This is a genomic window from Amaricoccus sp. (assembly GCF_036846665.1).
Lineage (GTDB): Bacteria > Pseudomonadota > Alphaproteobacteria > Rhodobacterales > Rhodobacteraceae > Amaricoccus.
In genome coordinates, this window is sequence record NZ_DAIUBO010000018.1 from 12,341 (window position 1) to 29,113 (window position 16,773).

The 16,773-nt window shown below is 70.8% G+C and carries 19 protein-coding genes and 1 pseudogene; 6 read left to right on the top strand and 14 right to left on the bottom strand.

The window, feature by feature from the left end:
• Nucleotides 1-53 precede the first annotated feature (53 nt).
• Nucleotides 54-515 (top strand): MarR family winged helix-turn-helix transcriptional regulator, encoded by a 462-nt coding sequence (locus V7050_RS03235; RefSeq protein WP_324365658.1) that lies wholly within the window; start codon nt 54-56, stop codon nt 513-515.
• Between the two features lie 34 nt (nt 516-549).
• On the opposite strand, the gene V7050_RS03240 is transcribed toward V7050_RS03235, so the two are convergent.
• The gene (locus V7050_RS03240; RefSeq protein WP_324365656.1) at nt 550-1,134 is read right to left on the bottom strand and encodes a lytic transglycosylase domain-containing protein; all 585 of its coding nucleotides are present in this window, start codon (nt 1,132-1,134) and stop codon (nt 550-552) included.
• A 173-nt stretch (nt 1,135-1,307) separates the two neighbouring features.
• Between V7050_RS03240 and ssb the strand changes: the two genes are divergently transcribed.
• The 3 genes from ssb (at nt 1,308) to pdeM (ending at nt 5,020) form a co-directional block, all read left to right on the top strand.
• A complete protein-coding gene (gene ssb / locus V7050_RS03245; protein WP_324365654.1) occupies nt 1,308-1,763 on the top strand; it encodes a single-stranded DNA-binding protein in 456 nt (151 codons plus the stop codon).
• A 103-nt stretch (nt 1,764-1,866) separates the two neighbouring features.
• A complete protein-coding gene (locus tag V7050_RS03250) occupies nt 1,867-4,281 on the top strand; it encodes a ligase-associated DNA damage response DEXH box helicase (protein ID WP_324365652.1) in 2,415 nt (804 codons plus the stop codon).
• A 49-nt stretch (nt 4,282-4,330) separates the two neighbouring features.
• Nucleotides 4,331-5,020 carry a ligase-associated DNA damage response endonuclease PdeM gene (gene pdeM / locus V7050_RS03255; protein ID WP_324365650.1) on the top strand — a complete coding sequence of 230 codons (690 nt, stop codon included), beginning with the start codon at nt 4,331-4,333 and terminating at the stop codon, nt 5,018-5,020.
• Nucleotides 5,021-5,069: 49 nt separating this feature from the next.
• On the opposite strand, the gene V7050_RS03260 is transcribed toward pdeM, so the two are convergent.
• From V7050_RS03260 to wrbA, 11 genes are all read right to left on the bottom strand, one after another.
• Entirely contained in the window at nt 5,070-5,825 is a 756-nt protein-coding gene (locus tag V7050_RS03260; protein ID WP_324365647.1) for an SDR family oxidoreductase, read from the bottom strand.
• Nucleotides 5,822-6,610, bottom strand: coding sequence for a 2-oxo-tetronate isomerase (otnI, locus tag V7050_RS03265; protein ID WP_324365645.1), 789 nt, complete (start codon nt 6,608-6,610; stop codon nt 5,822-5,824). The genes V7050_RS03260 and otnI overlap by 4 nt, the downstream gene beginning before the upstream one ends.
• 28 nt (nt 6,611-6,638) lie before the next feature.
• Nucleotides 6,639-7,562, bottom strand: a complete 924-nt coding sequence (locus tag V7050_RS03270) for a DMT family transporter (protein ID WP_324365642.1) — start codon at nt 7,560-7,562, stop codon at nt 6,639-6,641.
• Nucleotides 7,563-7,733: 171 nt separating this feature from the next.
• Nucleotides 7,734-8,381: an ABC-type transport auxiliary lipoprotein family protein gene (locus V7050_RS03275; RefSeq protein ID WP_324365640.1), complete on the bottom strand. Its 648-nt coding sequence runs from the start codon at nt 8,379-8,381 to the stop codon at nt 7,734-7,736.
• A gap of 7 nt (nt 8,382-8,388) precedes the next feature.
• The gene (locus V7050_RS03280; RefSeq protein WP_324365638.1) at nt 8,389-10,479 is read right to left on the bottom strand and encodes an MlaD family protein; all 2,091 of its coding nucleotides are present in this window, start codon (nt 10,477-10,479) and stop codon (nt 8,389-8,391) included.
• A gap of 3 nt (nt 10,480-10,482) precedes the next feature.
• Nucleotides 10,483-11,259, bottom strand: a complete 777-nt coding sequence (locus tag V7050_RS03285; protein WP_324365636.1) for an ABC transporter ATP-binding protein — start codon at nt 11,257-11,259, stop codon at nt 10,483-10,485.
• Complete coding sequence (locus V7050_RS03290; RefSeq protein WP_324365634.1) at nt 11,256-12,377, bottom strand: MlaE family lipid ABC transporter permease subunit; 1,122 nt, start codon at nt 12,375-12,377, stop codon at nt 11,256-11,258. The genes V7050_RS03285 and V7050_RS03290 overlap by 4 nt, the downstream gene beginning before the upstream one ends.
• Before the next feature lie 151 nt (nt 12,378-12,528).
• Complete coding sequence (locus tag V7050_RS03295) at nt 12,529-12,975, bottom strand: thioredoxin domain-containing protein (RefSeq protein ID WP_324365632.1); 447 nt, start codon at nt 12,973-12,975, stop codon at nt 12,529-12,531.
• 226 nt (nt 12,976-13,201) lie between these two features.
• Nucleotides 13,202-13,486 carry a hypothetical protein gene (locus V7050_RS03300; protein WP_324365630.1) on the bottom strand — a complete coding sequence of 95 codons (285 nt, stop codon included), beginning with the start codon at nt 13,484-13,486 and terminating at the stop codon, nt 13,202-13,204.
• 346 nt (nt 13,487-13,832) lie between these two features.
• A complete protein-coding gene (locus V7050_RS03305; RefSeq protein WP_324365628.1) occupies nt 13,833-14,042 on the bottom strand; it encodes a dodecin family protein in 210 nt (69 codons plus the stop codon).
• Nucleotides 14,043-14,204: 162 nt separating this feature from the next.
• On the bottom strand, nt 14,205-14,798 hold the full coding sequence (gene wrbA, locus V7050_RS03310; protein WP_324365626.1) for an NAD(P)H:quinone oxidoreductase: 594 nt from the start codon (nt 14,796-14,798) through the stop codon (nt 14,205-14,207).
• 96 nt (nt 14,799-14,894) lie between these two features.
• On the opposite strand from wrbA, the gene V7050_RS03315 reads away from it, so the two are divergent.
• Nucleotides 14,895-15,149: a hypothetical protein gene (locus V7050_RS03315; RefSeq protein WP_324373820.1), complete on the top strand. Its 255-nt coding sequence runs from the start codon at nt 14,895-14,897 to the stop codon at nt 15,147-15,149.
• Nucleotides 15,150-15,296: 147 nt separating this feature from the next.
• The gene (locus V7050_RS03320; protein ID WP_324365625.1) at nt 15,297-15,506 is read left to right on the top strand and encodes a cold-shock protein; all 210 of its coding nucleotides are present in this window, start codon (nt 15,297-15,299) and stop codon (nt 15,504-15,506) included.
• Nucleotides 15,507-15,598: 92 nt separating this feature from the next.
• Here the strand turns inward: V7050_RS03320 and V7050_RS03325 are convergent, their stop codons facing one another.
• Nucleotides 15,599-16,198 (bottom strand): SOS response-associated peptidase, encoded by a 600-nt coding sequence (locus V7050_RS03325; protein ID WP_324365622.1) that lies wholly within the window; start codon nt 16,196-16,198, stop codon nt 15,599-15,601.
• Between the two features lie 6 nt (nt 16,199-16,204).
• A pseudogene (locus V7050_RS03330) lies at nt 16,205-16,773 on the bottom strand (glutamate--tRNA ligase); the annotation flags it as partial.

A 16,773-nucleotide genomic window follows, 5' to 3' on the forward strand; every position in this document is an offset into this window, starting at 1 on the left:
GGACCCTCCCCCTATTCGGACTCGTCCCGCGAGCTTGACGATGCATTAGGTTGATGTCAACGTTATTTGCGATGATGGATCCCGACCTGCCGCTTTCCGCCACCCACGAGGTGCGCGACCGCTGCCTCTGCCTGCATCTGCAGCGCGCGGCGCGAAGGCTGGCGCGGCGCTTCGACGCGACGCTGCGGCCGCATGGTCTGACCAACGGCCAGTTCTCGCTGCTCATGGCGCTGAACCGGCCGGAAGGCCCGCGGATCGGCGATCTGGTGCCGCTGCTGGGGATGGACCGCACCACGCTGACCGCGGCGCTGAAGCCGCTCGAGCGGCGCGGGCTGGTCTGCTCGGTGGCCGATGCCGCCGACGCGCGCGCGCGCCGCCTCGTCCTGACGGCGGCGGGCCTCGCCCGGCTCAAGGCGGCACTTCCGGCATGGCGGGCGACGCATGACGCCGTCGACGCCACCCTGGACGCCGGCGGCCCGGAGGGGCTGCGGCAAGCCTTGAAGCAGATCGGCTAGGTCCGGCGGCCGGGGCGCGCCCGGCGCGCCGGCATCAGCGCCCGAGGATCGCCTTCACGTAATGCTGGGTCTCGCGGTAGGGGGGCACGCCCTTGTATTGCTCCACCGCCTTCGGCCCGGCGTTATAGGCTGCCAGCGCCAAGCGCCAGTCGCCGAACTTGCGGTATTGCTGGCTGAGATAGCGCGCGCCGCCCTCGAGGTTCTGCTTGGGGTCGTGCGGGTTGACCCCGAGCAGCCGCGCCGTCTGCGGCATCAGCTGCGCCAGCCCGATCGCGCCCTTGGTGGATTTGGCGGTGGGGCGGAAGTTCGATTCCGTGCGCACCAGCCGCAGGAACAGATCCTCCGGCACACCGTGGCGCCGCGCCGCGGCCCGGGCCATGTCCTGATAGATCCCCGGCGAGCCGGTGAAGGCCGGGATGCCGCCCCATTCGTCCTCGCTCAGCCGCGACGGCCGGCGCGGCTGGCCCGCCATCGCGCCGGGCACCGGCGGGCGGATCAGCGCGCGGTATTCCGGGGTGAGATTGGACTGGCTGCTCAAGAGCCGGCTCAGGCGCGCTTCGGCGAAGGCGGGATCGCCGAGCGCAAGCAAGCAGCCGAGCGCGATCAGGATGCTCCTCATGGTCCCTCGTATCTGTTCTGCCCGCGGGCCTGGGCCCGTCTTCCCGGTTTTGGCACCGGATATGGCCGGCACTATGTCAAAAAACACAAGGCGTGTCAGCTTTCAATCTGTTCTTCACGGACCGTAGACTCTAGAAGGACGACGCTCCGAGCAACGGCCAGGGAGGTTTCGACATGGCGGGCAGCGTCAACAAGGTGATCCTGATCGGCAATCTCGGCCGCGACCCCGAGGTGCGCAGCTTTCCCAGCGGCGGCAAGGTGGTGAACCTCAACATCGCCACCTCCGAGACCTGGCGCGACCGCAATACCGGCGAGCGCAAGGAGCGCACCGAGTGGCACAGGGTCGCGATCTTCAACGAGGCGCTCGGCAAGGTTGCCGAGCAATATCTGCGCAAGGGCTCCAAGGTCTATCTCGAAGGCCAGCTCGAGACCCGCAAATGGCAGGATCAGTCAGGGCAGGATCGCTATACCACCGAGATCGTGCTGCGCCCCTTCCGCAGCGAGCTGACGCTGCTCGACGGACGCGGCGAGGGCGGCGGCTCGGAATACGATCAGGACCGCGGCGGCAGCTTCGGCGGCGAGTCCCGCGGCGGCACGGGCGGCCAGCTCGACGACGAAATCCCCTTCTGAGACCGGCGGCCCGTCGCCCGGACCAGCTTCGCGGCCCCGGGGCCGGGCATCGGGAGAAGGCCGCGGCGCGCGCTTGGCAGGGGCCGGCGCCGGGAGCGCCCGCGTGAGCCCCGGGACCGGCGCCCCTGCCCTTCCCGAGCCCTTCGCGGGCTGGTTCGCGGCGCGCGGCTGGGCCGCACATCCGCATCAGCTCGAGCTCCTCGCCCGCGCCGCCGAACCCGCGACGCTGCTGATCGCGCCGACCGGCGGCGGCAAGACGCTGGCGGGCTTCCTGCCGAGCCTGGTCGAACTCGGCCCCGCGCCGCCCCCGGGGCTGCACACGCTCTATGTCTCGCCGCTCAAGGCGCTCGCCGCCGACATCCGCCGCAATCTCGGGACCCCGCTCGCCGAGATGGCGCTGGCGATCCGCGTCGAGGACCGCACCGGCGACACCGGCGCGACCCAGCGCGCCCGCCAGCGCAGCGATCCGCCGCACATCCTGCTGACCACACCGGAATCGCTCGCGCTCATGCTCTCCTACCCGGAGGCGCCGGCGATTTTCGGGGGCGTCGCACGAGTGATCGTCGACGAAATCCATGCGCTGGCGGAATCGAAGCGCGGCGACCAGCTGATGCTCGGGCTCGCCCGCCTGCAGACGCTTTCGCCCGGCCTGCGGCGGATCGGCCTCTCCGCCACAATCGAGGACCCGCCGGCGCTGGCCGCCTTCCTCGGCGGCGGCGCGCGCATCCTCGAGGCCGACCCGGGCCCGGAGCCCGACATCACCATCCTCGACACCGGCGCGCCGCCGCCCTGGGCCGGCCAGACGGCGCGGCACGCCGCACCGGCGGTGATGGAACTGATCCGCGCCGCCACCACCACGCTCGTCTTCATCAACACCCGCGCCCAGGCCGAGCTTTTCTTCCAGGCGCTCTGGGCTGAGAACGACGAGGGCCTGCCGATCGGCCTGCACCACGGCTCGCTCTCGCGCGAGGCGCGCGCCCGCGTCGAGGCGGCGATGGTCGCCGGCGAGATCCGCGCCATCGTCGCCACCGGCTCGCTCGATCTCGGCATCGACTGGGGCAGCGTCGACCTGGTGATCCAGGTCGGCGCGCCGAAGAACGTCAAGCGGCTCGTGCAGCGCATCGGCCGCGCCAACCACCGCTACAACGCCCCCTCCCGCGCGGTGCTGGTGCCGGCCAACCGCTTCGAGGTGGTCGAATGCCGCGCCGCGCTCGACGCGGTGCGCGCCCGCGACCTCGACGGCGAGCCGCGCGGGCCGGGGCCCCTCGACGTGCTCTGCCAGCACATGCTGCTCACCGCCTGCGCCGGGCCCTTCGAGGCCGATACGCTCTTCGCCGAGGTACGCGGCGCCGGACCCTACCGCGACCTCGCCCGCGCCGATTTCGACGCCTGCCTCGAGTATTGCGCCACCGGCGGCTACGCGCTCAAGGCCTACGACCGCTGGCGACGGCTGGTGGAGCGCGAGGGCTCATGGTCGCTGCGCGACCCGCGCCGGGCGCGCATGATCCGCATGAACGTGGGCACCATCGTCGACACCGAGACGCTTTCGGTGCGGCTCAAGGGCCGCTTCGGCTTGGCCCTCGGCGAGGTCGAGGAGGATTTCGCCGCGAGCCTGGTGCCCGGCGACACCTTCCTGATCGGCGGCGAGACCGTGCGCTACGAGGGCCTGCGCGAGATGGTGGTGGAGGTCAGCCGCGCGCCGTCGCGCGCGCCGAAGATCGCGATCTTCATGGGCACCAAGCTCGCCACCTCGACCCGGCTCTCGCAGCGCGTCGTGGCCCTGCTCGCCGATCCCGCCGCCTGGAAGGCGCTGCCGCCCTACATGCGCGGCTGGCTGGCGCTCCAGGCCAGGGTCAGCCGCCTGCCGGAGCCGGGCCGTCTGCTCACCGAGACCTTCCGCCGCGGCGAGCGCGAGCATCTCTGCCTCTACGGTTTCGCCGGCCGCAACGCCCATCAGACGCTCGGGCTCCTGGTCACCCGGCGCATGGAGGCGGCGGGCCTCGACCCTCTCGGCTTCGTCGCCACCGACTATGCCCTGCTGATCTGGGGCCTCGCGCGCGTCACCGACCCCGCCGCCCTGCTCGCGCCGGGCGAGCTGCGCGAGGGGCTCGAGGGCTGGCTCGGCGAGAATGCGGTGATGAAGCGCACCTTCCGCAACGCCGCCACCATCGCCGGGCTGATCGAGAGGAACCTGCCGGGGGCGCGCAAGACCGGCCGGCAGGCGACCTTTTCCACCGACATCCTCTACGACACCCTCCGCCGCCACGATCCCGATCACCTGCTGCTGCGCATCACTCGGTCCGAGGCGGGGCGCGGGCTGGTCGATTTCGGCCGCATCGAGGAGATGCTGACCCGCGTCGCGGGGCGCATCGACGTGGTGCGCGCGCCCCATGTCACGCCGCTCGCCGCGCCGCTCCTGCTCGAGGTCGGCCGCGTTCCCATCAAGGGCCGGGCCGAGGCGCGCCTGGTCGCCGGCGCCGCCGAGGCGCTGCTGGCGGAGGCGGGGCTCGCACCCTGAGGTCGGGATCGCCCTTGCCCCGCGGCGCAAGCTCGGGCATGCCCGGGCGATGGACGAGATCCCCCTGCTTCTCGCCGGGGCCCGGCTGGTGGCCCGCTCCTCCGGCGCGCTCTGGTGGCCGGAGGAGCGGCTGCTCTGCGTCTCCGACCTGCATCTGGGAAAGTCCGAGCGCATCGCCCGGCGCGGCGGCACGCTGCTGCCGCCCTACGAGACCGCCGAGACCCTCGACCGGCTCGGCGCCGAGATCGCCCGACTCGCGCCCGCGACCGTGCTCTGCCTCGGGGACAGCTTCGACGACGTGGCGAGCGCCGGGGGCCTGGCGGAGGCCGATATGGCGCAGCTCCTGGTGCTGATGGCCGGGCGCGACTGGATCTGGATCGCAGGCAATCACGATCCCGGGCCGATCCCGCTCGGCGGCCGGCATCTCGCCGAGCATGGCCGCGGGGCGCTTCGCTTCCGCCATGCCGCGCTGGCCGAGGCCGCGCCCGGCGAGGTCTCCGGCCATTATCACCCGAAGCTCCGCCTCGCGCTCGGCGGCCGCGGCCTGTCGCGCCCCTGCTTCCTGCATGATGGTCGCCGGCTGATGCTTCCGGCCTTCGGCGCCTATACCGGCGGCCTCGACGCCGGTCGGCCGGAGTTGGCCGGGCTCTTCGGCCCGGAGGCATGCGCAATCCTGACCGGCGCCCCCTGCCTCGCCCTGCCGCTCGCCGCCACGCGGGCGCGGCGCCAAGCCGGATAGGACCGCGCCGCCGGACTTGCCGGCGCGCGACCGGTGTCGCCGGCCGCCGTCAGCCCCGTCCGATGAAGGGCATCGTCGTCGCCATGATGGTGATGAACTGCACGTTCACGTCGAGCGGCAGCGCCGCCATCTGCACCACGGTATCGGCCACATGGGTCACGTCGATGGTCGGCTCGGCCTTCAGCGTGCCGTCCGCCTGCGGCACGCCGCCGCTCATGCGCGCGGTCATCGCCGAGGCGGCGTTGCCGATGTCGATCTGGCCGCAGGCGATGTCGAACGCGCGCCCGTCGAGCGAGATGCTGCGCGTGAGCCCGGTGATGGCGTGCTTCGAGGCGGTATAGGGCGCCGAGCCGTAGCGCGGCACATGCGCCGATATCGAGCCGTTGTTGATGATCCGCCCACCCCGCGGATCCTGGCCGCGCATCATGCGGAAGGCGGCACTGGCGATCAGGAAGGCGCCGTCGAGATTGACCGAGACCACCCGGCGCCATTCCTCCCAGGTGATGTCGCCCACCAGCGTGGTGCTCACATTGCTGCCGGCGTTGTTGAACACCACGTCGAGCCGCCCGAAGCGCTCGCCGATGGTGCGGAAGAGCGCCTCCACCGATTGCGGATCGGTGACGTCGCAGGGCACGCCGAGGCAGCGCGCGCCGGCCTCTCCGAGGGCCCCCTTGGCGGCCGCGAGCTTCTCCGGTCCGCGCGCCGCCAGCACGACCTGATGGCCGGCCCGGGCGAAGGCGCCGGCAGTGGCCGCCCCGATGCCCTGGCTCGCGCCCGTGACCAGCACGATCTTCGCCTCGCTCATTCGTCCCCTCCCCCGACAATTTCGCCGCGCCGCCAGGGCGCGAGCCAGCCCAGACCGTCCTCGGTCCGTCCCGCGGGCCGGTATTCGCAGCCCACCCAGCCCTCGTAGCCCACCGAATCCAGCACGTCCATCAGATGCCCCAGCGCGAGCTCGCCCCGGTCCGGCTCCTCGCGGTCGGGGACGCCGGCGATCTGCACATGGCCGATCACCGGCGCCAGCGCCTCGATGCGGCGCGTCAGGTCGCCTTCGGAGATCTGCGTGTGATAGAGGTCGAACTGCAGCTTCAGGTTCTCCGCCCCAACCGCCTCGATCACCCGCAACGCCTCGTCGCTGGACGCAAGATGGTAGCCGGGCATGTCGCGGGCATTGAGCGGCTCGATGGTGAGGACCATGTCCGGCGCCGCCGCCGCGGCCCGCCGCAGGTTCGCCACGAAGGTGGCGCGCGCCGCCGGCCCCGTGGCGATGCCCGCCATGACATGCAGCCGCCCAGGGCGCAGCACCCGCGCATAGTCGAGCGCCTGCGCGAAGCTCCGTTCGAAACGGGCCTCCTCCCCCGGCAGCGCCGCGAACCCGCGTTCGCCCGCCGCCCAATCCCCCGGCGGCGCGTTGAAGAGCGCGAGCGCGAGCCCCGCGGCGTCGAGGCGCTCGCGCAGGATCCCGGCCGCCTCCGCATAGGGAAAGAGGAACTCCACGCCCTCGAATCCCGCCGCCGCGGCCGCGCCGAACCGATCGACGAAGGCCCGCTCGGTGAAGAGCATCGTCAGGTTGGCGGCGAAACGCGGCATCCGTGGGCTCCCCTTCGCAATCCCGGCTTCACAGGGCCGATTCGACGACCTCGGCCGAAGGCGCCCGGCGCGCCTGCTGCCGTTCGATCAGCCAGATATAGAAGCCGCTCGCCACCACGATCCCGGCGCCGGCCATTACCCAGCCGTCCGGCGCATCGCCGAAGATGATCCAGCCCGAGGCGGCCATGAAGACGATCTGCACATAGACGAAGGGAGCGAGCACCGAGGCCGGCGCGAAGCGATGCGCCACCGTCAGGAGCTGATGCCCGCCCCAGCCGAAGACCCCGATCAGCGCCAGGGCAAGCCAGCCCGGGGCGTCGGTCGGCCAGTGCCAGTCGCCCAGGGCCAGGGGCGCGGTGCCCAGCGTCGCGATCAGCGCGGCGTAGAATTGCAGCGTCGCGGTGCTTTCCCGCCCGGCCAGCCTCCGGGTCAGGATCGAATAGAGCGCGACGCACACCGAGGCCACCAGCGAGAGCAGCATCGCCCAATGGGCGCTGCCCGAGAGCGGCCTGGTGACCACCAGAATGCCGATGAAGCCGACGCCGATCGCCATCCAGCGCCGCGGCCCGACGCGCTCGCCCAGCATGGGGATCGACAGGAGGCAGACCCAGAGCGGCGAGGTGAAGAGGATCGCGGCGGTTGTCGCCAGCGGCAGATAGCTCAGCGCCCAGAAGTTCGTCACCGTGCTGGCGAGCAGCGCCCCGCCGCGCAGGAGTGCCGTGCCGCGGTTCTCCGTGCGCCAGAGCCCCTCGCCGGCCATGAAGGCGAGCACGAGCACCAGTGCGAGATGCCCCACGTAGCGGGAGAAGACCAGCTGCGGGATCGGTAGCCCCGCCTGGACCAGCCATTTGGCGCAGGTATCCACCCCGGTGAAGATCAGCAACGCCACCAGCGACAGCAGGATCGCCGCGAGCCGGCGGTCCGCAAGCGGCGGGACGGTACTTACCGCCATATCGGCCCCGACCCGCAACCGAAACCGCCCGGCGATCTCGCCCCTGCAATCATCCGCGACGCGGTCCCTGAATCAGAAACAATGGCCAAGATGGATCATCAATGGCCGCCGATGTCGAGGCGATTCGCCCCCTCGCTCCCCGGCCCGCCGGGGCCGGAGCCGGGCGCCGATTCAGCCCGCGGGGCGTCCTCCGATCACGCCGACCGTCCAGGACGCGGTCTCGCCGAGAAGGCGCGTCATCACGGTGTTGAAGGCCGAGACCACGGTCAGCGGATCGTCGTTCGCCGCGATCGCGCTGGCCGCGAAGCTGCGCCGCGCCAGGGTGCGGCCGTCCACGTCGCGCGAGAGCGTCAGGTTCAGCCGCACCACGACCGCGAGCCCGCCGCTGTCACCCGCAGGCATCACCTCGGCCTGGAAAGCCTCGATGTCGGTCTGGAGCACGTAATCCGGGAGGGGGCCGGCGGTCTGCGACGTCACGAAGCCGATGCGCCCGGTATTGGCCAGCGAGCGTACCAGGAGCGACTGCACGTGCAGGGGAAGCTCGTCCACCCAGCGCGATGCCGGCAGGAAGGCGATCTGCAGCGGGTTCGGCTTGACCATGATGCGGTCGGAGGCGATGGCCGCAGAGGCGGTCGGCACCGCGACATAGAGCGTGCGCCCCGAAGGCGCGCCCGAGCCGCCCGCCGGGGGCAGCGGCAGCATCTCGAAGGTGTCGAGGGAGCGTGCAGCGGAATCGAGCGAGGAGACCGCGGCGCATCCCGCGACCAGCGGCAGGATCAGGGCCAGGGCGAGGGCGCGAAGCCCGCGGAACAGGGTCATGGGCGCCTCACCTCCTGAAATCCGGCGGCTGGTTGCCCAGCAGGAACCGCGCCGGATCGCGCTCCAGCCGCGTGGCGATGCGCTCGAGGCTCGCCACCAGCGACCGGGCCTCCTGGGTGAAGCGCACGAATTCCGGCAGCCCGGTCTGGGCGAAGCTCTGCACCCCCGGCGCGCTGGCCGCGACCACGGCGTCGATGCGCTCGACCACGTCGCTCGCCCGGGCCATCGTGGCGCGCAGCTCGGCCGTCACCGCCGGCAGGTCGGCGGCGACGTCCGAGACCGCGGTGCCGAGTTCCGAGGCCGCCGTGCGGATGCTCTCGGCGGTCGGGGCGACCTCCTCGTCGATGATGCGATTGGCGCTGGTGAAGGTGCCCTCGGCGGCGGTCAGCGCGGCTTCCGCTGCGCCGATCGCGGCATCGATCCGGCCGAGGGTCGCGTTCGCGTCCTGGAAGGTCTCGGTCGCCGCGCTCAGCGCCGCCTCCGCCTCCTGGGAGAGCGGCGCGAGGCGGCCGGTGAAATCCGTCAGCTCGTCGCCGACCGTGCCGATGACCCGGTTGGCGGTGTCGCTCGCCGAACGGATGTCGGCGACGATGCCCGGCACGTCGTCGGTCACCACCCGGCCGATGGCCGCGATCGAGACATCGGCCCTGGCGAGCGTCGCCCGCGCCTCGGCGACCAGCGCCGCCCCGTCGCCCTCGATGAGCGTGCCGGCGGTGTCGGTCGCGGTCGTGATCGAATTCAATGCCGCATCGGCCCCGGAGAGCGTGGTGTCGAGCCGCGCCAGCGTCCCGCGCGCGTCCGTCAGCGCCGCGGTGGCGGTCGTCAGCACCTCGTCGGCGTTCCGCGACAGAGGCTCGAGACTGCCGGTGAAGGCGGTGACCTCGTCGCCCACCGTGCCGATCACCCGGTTGGCGGTCCCGGCGGCCGCGCGCAGATCCGCCATTGCTCCCGGCAGGTCGTTATCGACCACCTGCCCGATCGTGTCGAGCGCGCTGTCGGCCTTGGCGAGCGCGTCGCGGGCCTCGGCGACCAGCGTCACCCCGTCGCCGTCGACCAGTTGGTCGAAGCTGTCGGAGGCTTCCTCGACCGCCTTCAGCGCCGAATCGGCATTGGCCAGCGTGGTGTCGAGCGCTGAGAGCGTGGTCTTGAGCTCCACCAGCCGCGCATCCGCGGTCTGCCCCACCGCCCCGAAGCTCGCGAGCACCGAGCGCAGCTCGCCCTCGATCCCGTCGATCGCATCCCTCAGGCTCACCACCGTCGCGTCGAGTTCGGTCACGAGCTTCGGGATCTGCTCGCGGATCAGCCCCTCGGCACCCTCGAAGGCGCTGCCGGCCTTGCCGAGCGCCTCGGTGGCCGTGGTCAGCGTGGTCTTCGATTCCGCGAAGGCCTCGCGCACTACCGTCATGGTCTCGTCGGCGCCATCGAGCGCGGTCTGCAGGGACTTGCTGATCGGGTCGAGTCGGTCGGTGAAGGCCGAGATCTGCGAGGTCGCCGAGGCGACGGTCCTGGTGATCGAGGAGAAATCGTTCAGCGCCGCGTCGAGCCGCCCGGAGGCGTCGTCGAGGTTCTTCAGGATGCCCGCGACATAGGCCTGGTTCTCGCCGCCGGTGAAGGCCTGGATGTCCTTGATGACCTTGAGCGCCTCGCTCAGCAGATCCGGCGCGTCCTCGCTGAGCTGGTCGACCAGCGAGCGCTGGCCGACGATCAGCGGCACCCCGCCGTCCGCGCCGACCAGCGGCTCGGAATCGCCGGTCCCGCCGCTCAGCGCCACATAGGAAACCCCGGTCACGCCCTGCGAGCGCAGCTGCGCGGTGGTGTTCTTCAGGATCGGCGTCTTGGCATCGACCTCGATGCGGACCCGGACTTTGCTCGGATCCTTGTCGTAGAGGTTCAGCGAGACGACCTGGCCGACCGACAATCCGTTGAACCGCACATCCGCCGCCTGCGACAGGCCCGAGACATCGTTGAAGAGGATATCGTAATGGTCGTACTGCCGGTCCACCTGCACGCTGGCGAGCCAGATGAAGAAGACGAACCCCGCGACGATCCCGAAGAGTGTCACCGCGCCGATCAGCACGTAATTGGCGCGCGTCTCCATCGCTCAGGCGCGCCCCAGCGCGGCGCGCGCCCGCGGCCCGTGGAAATACTCGCGCACCCAGGGGTCGTCGACCTCGAGCATGTCCTGCATGGTTCCGGTCACCAGCACCTTCTTCTGCGACAGCACCGCAATGCGATCGGCGATCGCATGCAGGCTGTCGAGATCATGTGTAACCAAAAACACCGTCAGGCCAAGCGCATCCGTGAGCTTGCGGATAAGCTCGTCGAAGGCTGCGGCGCCGATCGGGTCGAGCCCCGCGGTCGGTTCGTCGAGAAAGACGATCTCCGGATCGAGCGCGAGCGCGCGCGCGAGTCCCGCCCGCTTGCGCATGCCTCCCGAGAGCTCGGAGGGGAACTTCGGCCCGGCGTCGGGCGGCAGCCCCGCCATCGCCACCTTGAGCGCAGCGAGCGCTTCGCGGACCGGGGCACCGATATGCAGCTGCTCTCGCATCGGCGCCTCGACGTTCTCCTGCACGCTCAGCGCCGAGAAGAGCGCGCCGTCCTGGAACATCACCCCCCAGCGCCGCTCGATTGCGGCGCGTTCCGCCTCGCTGGCGTGCAGCACGTCCGTCCCGAAGACCCGCACGCTGCCCGAATCCGGCTGCTTCAGGCCGACGATCGCGCGAAGCAGCACCGACTTGCCGGTGCCCGAGCCGCCGACCACGCCCAGCACCTCGCCGCGGTAGACGTCGAGGTCGAGCCCCTTGTGCACCACATGCGTCCCGAAGCGCGTCACCAGGCCCCGCACCTCGATGACCGCTTCGCGCGGCGCCTCGGTCACAGGCCCACCAGCGCGTAAAAGATCGAGAAGCCCGCATCCGCCACGATCACCAGGAAGATGGCGAGCACCACCGATTTCGAGGTGAGCCGGCCGAGCGATTCCGCATTGCCCTCGACCTTCAGCCCCTCGTAGCAGCCGATCAGCCCGATGAGCACGGCGAAGAACGGCGCCTTGATCAGCCCGGTGACGTAGTGGCTGGCGTCGGTGGCGTTCAGCAGCCGCGCCTGGAACATGCCCGGCGAGATCCCGAGCTCGATCCAGGACATCAGCGCGCCGCCCACGAGCCCCATGATGTCGGCGACGAAGCCCAGGATCGGCAGCATGACCACCAGCGCGAGAATGCGCGGCAGCACCAGCACCTCGATCGGATCGAGGCCGAGCGTGCGCATGGCGTCGATCTCCTCGCGCATCTTCATCGAACCAATGGCAGCGGTGAAGGCCGAGGCCGAGCGCCCGGCCACGATGATCGCGGTCAGCAGGATCCCCAGCTCGCGCAGGATCGAGAGCGCGATGAGATCGACCACGAAGATCTCCGCCCCGAACTGCTGGAGCTGGGTCGCCCCCTGGAAGGCGAGCACGACGCCGATGAGGAAGGCCATCAGCGAGACGATCGGCACCGCGTTCAGCCCCGCCTCCTGCATGTGATGCACCAGCGAGGTGAAGCGCAGCCGCCCGGGATGGAGGAAGAGCGCCGCGATCCGCGCCATCACCGCCCCGAGCAGGGCGGTGAGCTCGACGAGCGTCAGGCCCGCGGCCACCGTAGCCTCGCCGAAATCCGCAAGCCGGTCCCGCAATCCCGGCCGGGGCCGGTCCGGCAGCGGCCCCTTCGGCAGGCTCGCCTCCACCGTCTCGAGCAATTCGTTCTGGGTCCGGCTGGCGCCGGCGAGCCGAGTCTCGACGCCGTCGGCCGCCAGGCGCCGGCGCAGGTCGGCGATCATCCACGCCCCGGCGGTGTCCAGCCGCTCCACGCGGCGGAGGTCGATCACCGCCGGCCCCGGCCCGGCGACGGCGTCGAGCCTGGCGCGCAGCCCCTCCACCTGCGCGATCAGGACCTCCCCGACCAGCGCGATCACGGTCTCCCGGCCGTCGGTGTCGATCTCAACGCGCGCGTCGGTCACTTGGCCCCGCTGGATGATGCTGGCGCGATAAGACCACGCCGGCCCCGCCCCGGCAACAGAAGGCAGTCGGTGCCGCGATGCCGGTCGCACCGCTGGAAAAGCACGGGCGGGAGGCTCGACGTCTCGGTGCGCCGATCCGACCGGATTTCTGTCAGGCCGCCACGCCGGCGGCGTTGCGCACCCAGCCCACGATGGCCTGCGCCTGCTGCGCCCCGGCCTGGCGGGCGATCTCGCGCCCGCCTCGGTATAGGATCAGGGTCGGGATGCCGCGGATGTTGCGTCCTTGGGTCGCCCGCGGATGCGCCTCGGTGTCGATCTTGGCGAGCCGCGCCCGGCCGCCGAGCGCCGCGGCCGCCCTGACGAATTCCGGCGCCATCATCCGGCAGGGCCCGCACCAGGGCGCCCAGAAATCGACCACCAGCGGCACCTCATCGGTCCGCGCCGCCTTGTCGAGCACCACCGGGTCGAGCTCGCGCACGGCAGGCTCCATCAGCCCCGCGCCGCAGGTGCCGCATTTCGGCCGGGCGTCGAGCCGGTCGGCCGGCACCCGGTTCACCTGTCCGCAATCGAGACAGACCAGCTTCACGCCCGCCGCCATCTCCGGCACCTTTCCGCTTCGGAATTTCCCTCCGCCCCGATGTAGGGAATGCCCCGAAACGGTCAAGCCCACCGGTGCAGTCATGACAACGGGTTAGAAGGAGAGCCCCCAATCCTCCGCCGCCGTCTTCATCGGGAAGGCGCTCCCATCCGGCAGCGTGACCACGCCGAGCACATCCACGACCAGCGCCAGCGACAGGCCGATCAGCCCGTATTCGACCTGGTTGTCACCCCGGGTCGAGGTCGATCCTCCATTCCGTCGTGCCGCTGCGGTGGAACGCGCTCACCCGCTCGAGCTCGGTGCCGGCCGTATCGGATCGCGTGTCGACGCAGATCGCCTTGAGGAACTCGAGGATCGCGATCAGGTCCTTGTCGTCGAAGCCCTCGGGAAGCTGTCCCTTCTCCGCGACCAGGGACGCCGCCCCGACGCGCAATCCGCCCAAGTTGCCCTTCCGGGCGGCCTCGATTCCGTGGCTGAGCGGGGAGTCGGGGATGATGAAGTCGTCCGCCATCTTTCCCTCCGGTACGATGCGTGCCGAAGAGGAAGCCGGATCGGCCGATGGACATGAACGAACGCAATCAAGCCCTACTGACCGCTCGCGGCCAGGGGAGCGACCGATCGGGCCTCGGGGCCACAATCAATGGCAGTATGGTACGGGCAATCGCCCCGCCATTCACGAATGCCATCCGGGACCGGTAGCCCCTATCGCCTGGGCGCGGGCGGGAGCGGCGGCACAGGCGTCGTCGCCGACTCAGGCCCCGACAGGTGGGCGCGATGCCGCGCCTGCCTGTCGGGGCGGGATCGTCCGGCCGGTGCCATGGCGACCGGCCTGCACCGGCACCGAGGGTGCCGCGCGCTCAGCCCTCGTATTTGAAGGAGAGCGCCACGCGGGTGCGGAACGCCGCGACCTTTCCGTCCTCGACCTTCATGTCGAGCTTCGTCACCTCGGCCACCCGGAGGTCGCGCAGCGAGCCGGCAGCGGTCTCCACAGCCTTGCGACCCGCGTCCTCCCAGGACACCTCGCTCACCCCGACCACATCGACGATCCTGTAGACGCCATCTGCCATGCGAATCCCTCCTATGCTTTGTGCCCGTAGCGGGCCGGCCGATCCTAGCAGCACCGATCGGGAAATGCTCGTGTTCCGTCGGCGTGAGCCCGGGATCGGTTTTCCCCGGCACGAAGAGGCCGGAACGGGACCCAGCCGGCTCCTGTCGGTCGCGCCGTCGACCTAGGCGACGAGGCGCGCCGTGAACTCGACCAGCCGCCTTGCCTGATACGCGACGGCGGCGCGCCCCTTGTCGTCGAAGCCCCCGGCGGTGGTAGAATAGCCATAGGGATTGCCACCAGCCTCGAAGAGCGACGGATCGGTGTAGCCGGGCGGCACGATGATCGCGCCCCAATGCATCAGCGTCGTGTAGAGGCTCAGGATCGTCGCCTCCTGACCGCCATGGGGGTTCTGCGCGCTGGTCGTGGCGGTCGCGGTCTTGTTGGACAGCTTGCCGGCCTGCCACAATCCGCCGAGCGTGTCGATGAAGGCGCGCAGCTGGCTGGCGGAAACCCCGTATCGGGTCGGACAGGAGAAGAAATAGCCGTCCGCCCATTCCATGTCCGCGGGGCCGACCTCGGGAATGTCGGCCATTTTCTCGAGCTGGGCCTTCCAGGCCTCCTGGCCCTCGACCACCGCCTTCGGGGCGGTTTCGGCGACCCGGAGCAGGCGGACCTCGGCCCCCGCTGCCCCGGCGGCCTCCGCGGCCGCAGTGGCGACGGCATGGTTGGTGCCGTAGGTGGAATAGAAGATGACGGCGATCTTCGGCTGGCTCATCCAAGCGCTCCATTGTCCGGGGACAGCCTTCCGGCTGCGTCGAGGAAAACCTAGGTCCCGGCCCGGAATGGGCAAGGGAGCGCGTCTTATCGGATCGTGCTTCTTGCCGCGGTTGCCTACGCCCTCGATCTCCGTGAATTTTCGGGCCTGCATGTATATGCCCAGGATCGCGTCGATCCGCACCTGACCGCCTTCGCCATCGCCCGGAACCGGCTGATCCGGCGGGAGGAATATCCGCGCATCGTCGGTGCGTGCCCCGTGCATGCACGGTGCATGGAACGCGCATCCGCCCGCCGGCCCGAACGGATCGATGCGCGCCCGCCAACCCCCGCCCGCCGGTTTTTCTTGTGAATTGCGGCAGAATCGGGCATAAGCCCCGCGCTACGTTACGACAATCGACCCGCTGTCTCCGATTTCGGCTTCAGTCTCTCGATCTTGCTCTGACTGCGCCGGGCTGCCGCAATCCTGCGGGCAGCGACTAGACAGGAGACACCACGGATGGCCAAAGGCACCGTGAAATGGTTCAACGCCACCAAGGGCTTCGGCTTCATTCAGCCCGAAGGCGGCTCCAAGGACGTGTTCGTCCACATCTCCGCGGTGGAGCGCGCGGGCCTCACCCATCTCGATGATGGGCAAAAGGTCACCTTCGACCTCGAATCCGGCCGTGACGGCCGCCAGTCCGCCGCCAATCTCGCGCTGGCCGACTGAACCGACTTCCCGGGCGGCGCGCTGCGGGCGCGCCCCCGGACCATCCCAGTCCCGAAAAACAGCCTGTCGAACCAGCGGATTGCGGTCCGCCGCTAAACTCGTTCGACCCTGAGCCGTCCTGCCGGGAACGGCCGCAGCAGCGCCCCGGCATCGCCACCGGCCTCACCCAGCCAGAGCGGCCAGTCCGCCGGTTCCAGAATCGCCGGCATCCGGTGATGCACCACCGCGACATCCACATTCGGCTCGGTCGTCACCGTCGCGAGGCTGCGCAGCACCGCGCCGCCGGGCGCCGTCCAGAGATCCCAGATCGCTGCGAAGGCCAGCAACCCGGCCTCCCCCGAGATCGCCCAGCGCGTCTTGCGCCGGGCGGTCCCGGTCCATTCGTACCAGCCACTCACCGGCAGGATGCAGCGCCGCAGATCCGCGAAGGCCGATTTCACGAAGAGCGTCTCGGCGCGCGCATTGACGATCGTCTCCAGCACCGGGCGCCCGCGCGCATTGCGCCGCCCCATCGGGATCATGCCCCAGCGCATCGCCACCAGCCGCCGCCCCTCCTCGCCGACGACCGCCGTCACCGTCTCGCCTGGCGCGACGTCGACCCGCGCCCCGCCCTCGGTCATGCCTCCTACATCCGCACCGAAAGCCGCCGCGATCTCGGCAACAGTCGCCGTAAGGAAGAAACGCCCGGGCATTCCCGTCTATCCGCCAGACAATGGCCCGCGCAGAAGCGGCATCAGCGTCGCCATTTCCGGACCTGAGCTTCGCCCGGTAAGCGCCTGGCGCAGCGGCATGAAGAGCGACTTCCCCTTTCGGCCCGTCGCCGCCTTCACCCGCCCGGTCCATTCCGCCCAGGTCGCGCCGTCCCAGGGCCACGGCGGCAGCAGCGCCACCGCTTCGGCCACGAAGGCCGCATCGGCCTCCTCGACCGCCGGGGCGAATTCCCCCCGGCAGACCGCCCACCAGCCGGCAATCTCCTCCCGCTGCGCCACGTTGCCGCGGATCGCCTCCCAGAAGGCGGGCGCGAGGTCGGGCGGGACGCCGAGGCTGGAAAGGGTCCCCGCGATCTCCCCGTAGTCCATCCGGTGCAGCACCCGCGCGCTCAGGGCTTCCAGCTCGGCGGGATCGAACCGCGTCGGGGAGGCGCCGAAGCGCGCAAGCTCGAAGCCCGCGACCACCGCCTCGAGGCTCGATCGGAGCTCCACCGGATCGCCCGAGCCCAGCCGCGCCATGAGCGAGACCAGCGCCATGGGCTCGATACCCGCCCCCC

Excerpts from the sequence above, each read along its gene's own strand:
- V7050_RS03235 (WP_324365658.1), top strand. The coding sequence starts at position 54 with ATGTCAACGTTATTTGCGATGATGGATCCCGACCTGCCGCTTTCCGCC.
- V7050_RS03240 (WP_324365656.1), bottom strand. The coding sequence starts at position 1,134 with ATGAGGAGCATCCTGATCGCGCTCGGCTGCTTGCTTGCGCTCGGCGAT.
- ssb (WP_324365654.1), top strand. The coding sequence starts at position 1,308 with ATGGCGGGCAGCGTCAACAAGGTGATCCTGATCGGCAATCTCGGCCGC.
- pdeM (WP_324365650.1), top strand. The coding sequence starts at position 4,331 with ATGGACGAGATCCCCCTGCTTCTCGCCGGGGCCCGGCTGGTGGCCCGC.
- V7050_RS03260 (WP_324365647.1), bottom strand. The coding sequence starts at position 5,825 with ATGAGCGAGGCGAAGATCGTGCTGGTCACGGGCGCGAGCCAGGGCATC.
- otnI (WP_324365645.1), bottom strand. The coding sequence starts at position 6,610 with ATGCCGCGTTTCGCCGCCAACCTGACGATGCTCTTCACCGAGCGGGCC.
- V7050_RS03270 (WP_324365642.1), bottom strand. The coding sequence starts at position 7,562 with ATGGCGGTAAGTACCGTCCCGCCGCTTGCGGACCGCCGGCTCGCGGCG.
- V7050_RS03275 (WP_324365640.1), bottom strand. The coding sequence starts at position 8,381 with ATGACCCTGTTCCGCGGGCTTCGCGCCCTCGCCCTGGCCCTGATCCTG.
- V7050_RS03280 (WP_324365638.1), bottom strand. The coding sequence starts at position 10,479 with ATGGAGACGCGCGCCAATTACGTGCTGATCGGCGCGGTGACACTCTTC.
- V7050_RS03295 (WP_324365632.1), bottom strand. The coding sequence starts at position 12,975 with ATGGCGGCGGGCGTGAAGCTGGTCTGTCTCGATTGCGGACAGGTGAAC.
- V7050_RS03300 (WP_324365630.1), bottom strand. The coding sequence starts at position 13,486 with ATGGCGGACGACTTCATCATCCCCGACTCCCCGCTCAGCCACGGAATC.
- V7050_RS03305 (WP_324365628.1), bottom strand. The coding sequence starts at position 14,042 with ATGGCAGATGGCGTCTACAGGATCGTCGATGTGGTCGGGGTGAGCGAG.
- wrbA (WP_324365626.1), bottom strand. The coding sequence starts at position 14,798 with ATGAGCCAGCCGAAGATCGCCGTCATCTTCTATTCCACCTACGGCACC.
- V7050_RS03320 (WP_324365625.1), top strand. The coding sequence starts at position 15,297 with ATGGCCAAAGGCACCGTGAAATGGTTCAACGCCACCAAGGGCTTCGGC.
- V7050_RS03325 (WP_324365622.1), bottom strand. The coding sequence starts at position 16,198 with ATGCCCGGGCGTTTCTTCCTTACGGCGACTGTTGCCGAGATCGCGGCG.